The 3442-nt window shown below is 29.0% G+C and carries 4 protein-coding genes; 1 reads left to right on the top strand and 3 read right to left on the bottom strand.

Annotation, left to right across the window (positions count from 1 at the left end):
- Positions 1–87 precede the first annotated feature (87 nt).
- The 3 genes from ACIQ56_RS15750 to ACIQ56_RS15760 all read right to left on the bottom strand — a co-directional run bounded on the left by ACIQ56_RS15750 (position 88) and on the right by ACIQ56_RS15760 (position 2208).
- Positions 88–429 (bottom strand): hypothetical protein, encoded by a 342-nt coding sequence (locus ACIQ56_RS15750; protein WP_397601993.1) that lies wholly within the window; start codon positions 427–429, stop codon positions 88–90.
- Positions 430–1001: 572 nt separating this feature from the next.
- Positions 1002–1235, bottom strand: a complete 234-nt coding sequence (locus ACIQ56_RS15755) for an IS3 family transposase (protein ID WP_397601994.1) — start codon at positions 1233–1235, stop codon at positions 1002–1004.
- A gap of 190 nt (positions 1236–1425) precedes the next feature.
- On the bottom strand, positions 1426–2208 hold the full coding sequence (locus ACIQ56_RS15760; RefSeq protein WP_397601995.1) for an IS5 family transposase: 783 nt from the start codon (positions 2206–2208) through the stop codon (positions 1426–1428).
- Between the two features lie 310 nt (positions 2209–2518).
- Between ACIQ56_RS15760 and ACIQ56_RS15765 the strand changes: the two genes are divergently transcribed.
- Entirely contained in the window at positions 2519–3337 is an 819-nt protein-coding gene (locus ACIQ56_RS15765; RefSeq protein WP_397601996.1) for a LysR family transcriptional regulator, read from the top strand.
- The last annotated feature ends 105 nt before the right edge of the window (positions 3338–3442 follow it).

The raw sequence follows: 3442 nt of genomic DNA on the forward strand, positions 1-3442 counted from the left end.
AATATTGCTCGCTTTTCATAATATCCTAAGCGCCTTCGTGGCTCTGCTAATTTATCCATTGACTCTCCTTTTCATGATGGAAAAGTGTCAACTTGAAATGGGGGTTAGGATCATTCCTTTAGATAAAATATATATAGTATTACCTGATTTAACTTGGTTTATAGTACCATCAATATTATCTGTTATATTACCATTACCACCATTACCACCATTACCACCATTACCACCATTACCACCATTACCACCATTACCACCATTACCACCATTGCCACCATTACCACCATTACCACCATTGCCACCATTGCCACCATTGCCACCATTATTTTCTTTTGGTGTTTCTGAATTAGAATCTCCTTTATTACAAGATGCTAAAACGAGCGCTGACCCTAAAGTAACAGCGATTAAAATTTTTGAACGAACTGATTTCATGTAACATTCTCCTAAGAAAGTTTGAAAAATAAGAATTTTAACATTAAAATTCTTATGAATTAAATTGATGTAATTCCTTTACAGCAAACTATTTTTATCACCAAAAAATTTTTATGTATATTAATTTTATTTTTTGAAAATAGTTTTTAATTTTAATTATTTAAGGAAATGAGTATTTTTTTGTTGATTTAACTTAATGATTTTATTAAATAAATTATTGGACTAATAAATAAAAACTTTATTTAAATTAGATTAAGAAAATGATATTTTTCATGATTAAAATTATAAAATATATCATTTTCATTACAATTTATTTTATTATAAATATTTTAAATAACATTTTATTCATTTGAAATTCATTCGGAATATACAAATTCTCATTTAGGTTTTAACTCTATTTTTTTATTGGGTTTAAATATTTTTATTTTTTTAATTTATTTGGAGCTAAATGAAAAATATATTAATCGCATTTTTTATTTAATGCTAATTTATAGTTGCAAACCAGAGCAGCTATTTAATACTAGAACCCAAAATAAATGCAATACTTGGTATGATCACCGAAAAGTGGTCTGTTAAATTTCATAATTTTTTTCATATTCTAAAGGAGTATGATAATCAAGGGCAGAGTACGCACGAATTCTATTATAAAACGCCTCTATATATTCTATGACTGAAGATTTTGCTTCTTTTCTTGTAAAAAAGTTAAATGATGCACTAATTCTTTTTTCAAAGTGGTAAAATAATTCTGTAATGGAATTCTCATAACAGCTATTACTCATACTTAGATGAAAATGATTTAATTTCAATTATTTTTACCTTCTTTGCTTGAATATTGAGAGCCTTTGTCACTAAGAAAAATGATTCCTTTTGGAAAATGAGATCTTTTTTGTATGCTACATTTAGTGAATTCAAAACGATTTCTCTTTTTAAATTATTTTGCATACTCCAGCCAATTATTCCTCTTAAAAAAGTATCTAGGGGCTGTCCAACATAATTTCAAGCAACAATTTTCATGCCAATATTGAATTTCCAGAAATTTAAGCAAATTGCTGCTAGTTTCACAAATACCAGATAATTTTCTGATTTTCTTTCATAACGAATAATCACCCTACGAAATGTTTGTAAATCGGCAAAATAATTTTCATCTATGTGTCTTCTTTTATATCGACGAAGATTACGTCCATCTTGCCTATTATTTATTTGATTTATTTTATTAGGAGCAATTAATTTCACTTCTAATTCCTGTAACTGATTTTTTATAGGAAATGAATCATAAGCTTTATCACCAATAAGAATTAATGGTTTTAATTTTTTAGGCACTTTTTCTATTATTGGCAAGATAAATTTTGATTCATGAGGTGTTGCATTCTCAAGACTCAAATGTAATATTTTATTATTTTTTGAAACAATTGCAAATAATTTTGTTCCTTTTCCAGCTTTTGTTCCCCCAATTTTATCTCCTCCTCTTTTAGATTCGGTAAACGTTGCGTCAATGTAAGCTTCTTTTATTTGGTAGTCTTTATTCTTCTTGTTTTTTGAAGACATGTTAAACAATATAACTCCATGAATATTGTTTTTTCTAAATTTTTCAAACCAATAATAACAAGTACTTTTTGGTGGAAAGTTTTCTCGTGGTAATAAATGCCATTGCGATCCAGTAACTAAAATCCAAATAATTCCTCCCAGTATATTTTTCATTTCATGTTTTCTGGTTTTATAACTCAAAAAAAGTGGGGATATCTCTTGCGCAAGAATCATAATCTGATTTATATTTCTCATCTGGTGTTCCTTTATCTTTTTTGCGAAAATAATTGAACACCTTCTTTTATATTCTGTAAATTTCTTCTAAATTCTATGTTGGACAGCCCCTAAACAGAGTATCCTAATTTTATCTTATTAGAATTAATTTAAAATTAGATTTATATTTATAAATCTAATAAAAGCTCAAGCCCTTCCCCTTCATGCAGAATTATATTACTAAGATCATTATATTAATTTTTATATTTTATGATAGAGAATGAAACTATATTTTCTAAAATCAAAGCCTATTTTGTAATTGTTACTTAAGATTTATCTATTTGAGGCACATATGATATCTTCCCCTTCTGATCTTTGCTACTTTATAGAAGTCGCAAGTACTTTAAATATTTCTAGAGCAGCAGAACGAGCTGGAATAAGTCAACCTTCTTTAAGTTTAGCCATGCAAAGACTAGAAGAATCCATTGGCACAGCGCTTTTGACCCGCAATAAATCAGGAGTTACCTTAACCCAAGCCGGAAAACAATTATTAGCTCATTCAAAACATCTTTTACAGATATGGGATAAAGTAAAAGATCAAGCACTGGCAACTGTAAATGAAATTCAGGGCTCCTATTCTATAGGATGTCATCCTTCAATTGCTTTATATTCTTTGGGAAACTTTCTGCCAAATTTAATGGAACAACACAAACAACTAAACATAAAACTAATTCATGCGCTTTCAAGAAAAATAGTGGAAGGTGTCATTAGCTCTTCCATAGATATAGGTATTGTTGTAAACCCAATACATCATCCAGATTTAGTCATTCGTAAAATTTGCGAAGATGAAATAACTTTTTGGAGCTCAAACTCTGCCCGAGATATCGAAAAAATAAATTCAAATGACGCCATTCTTTTATGCGATCCAGAATTATTACAAGTTCAATCCGTTCTAAAGAAAATGTCGAAAATTGGGATAAAGTTTAAAAGGGTTATCCCATCAAGCAGTTTAGAAGTTATTGCAATGTTAACTTCTAGTGGCTGTGGAGTAGGGATTTTACCTTCCCGTGTTGCCGCTCTTATAAAAAGCAAAAAGCTAGAAAATTTTCCGTCTTTTCAAGATGAAATCTGTTTACTTTTTCGAGTAGAAAAGTGTCCTCCCAATAAGTGATTTTTACAAAGCATAAATCCAGAATTAAATCTCCTTTTGAGGAGGAGATTTAAATGGAGATGGAAAATAGACTTTTAAAATTGTCAGAGCAAGTTGCTTTTGAAA

It is taken from the genome of Silvanigrella sp. (assembly GCF_044369315.1).
In the GTDB taxonomy this organism is placed as follows: domain Bacteria; phylum Bdellovibrionota_B; class Oligoflexia; order Silvanigrellales; family Silvanigrellaceae; genus Silvanigrella.